A 681-nucleotide genomic window follows, 5' to 3' on the forward strand; every position below is an offset into this window, starting at 1 on the left:
CGGCCACGATGGCCGGGTCGATGACGGGCATGGCAGGCTCTTTCAGCGAAGGGATGAAGACGGGGCCGGCTGGACGCTGGCGCAGGACAGGGTGGCGCCGGCACGGGCCGCCGACGCCTTCCCCGCATGAAGCGGGCGCGTCACTGGATCACCCCCGCCGCCACGTTGATCGACAGCGCCAGCACCACCATGTTGAAGCCGAAGGACAGCACGCTGTGCACCAGCGTCAGGCGCCGCATCTCGGGCGTGGTGACCTGCACGTCCGACACCTGCGAGGTCATGCCGACCACGAAGGCGTAGTACAGGAAGTCGCCGTAGTCGGGCTCGGCCTTGCCGGGAAAGTCCAGCCCGCCCTCGTCGGGCGTGCCGTCGTCCTCGTAGTAGCGGTGCGCGTAATGGAAGGCGTAGACGGTGTGGATCATGAGCCACGAGCCCGCCAGCGCCACCATGCCCAGCACGATGTGCGCGCCGCGTTCCACGCCGCCCAGCTGCTTGACCTGCTGCAGCAGCAGGCCGATGGCGATCACGCTGCTGACGATGGCCGCCGCCACCAGCGCCAGGATGATGGCACCGGGCGGGTCCAGCGAGCGGGCCCGCGCCTTGACGTCGGCTGCAGTGAAGATGCGGGCCTGCCAGCAGGCCCAGCCCACGTAGGCCGCCACGCACGCCGACCCAGCCGAT

General features: G+C 69.9%; 1 protein-coding gene. It reads right to left on the bottom strand.

Features of this window, described 5'->3' with window-relative positions:
• Nucleotides 1-140 precede the first annotated feature (140 nt).
• The coding region (locus NS331_RS21860; RefSeq protein WP_153012978.1) for a DUF1345 domain-containing protein at nucleotides 141-681 on the bottom strand (541 nt) is incomplete at its 5' end.

The organism is Pseudacidovorax intermedius (assembly GCF_001476815.1).
GTDB lineage: Bacteria > Pseudomonadota > Gammaproteobacteria > Burkholderiales > Burkholderiaceae_C > Xenophilus > Xenophilus intermedius_A.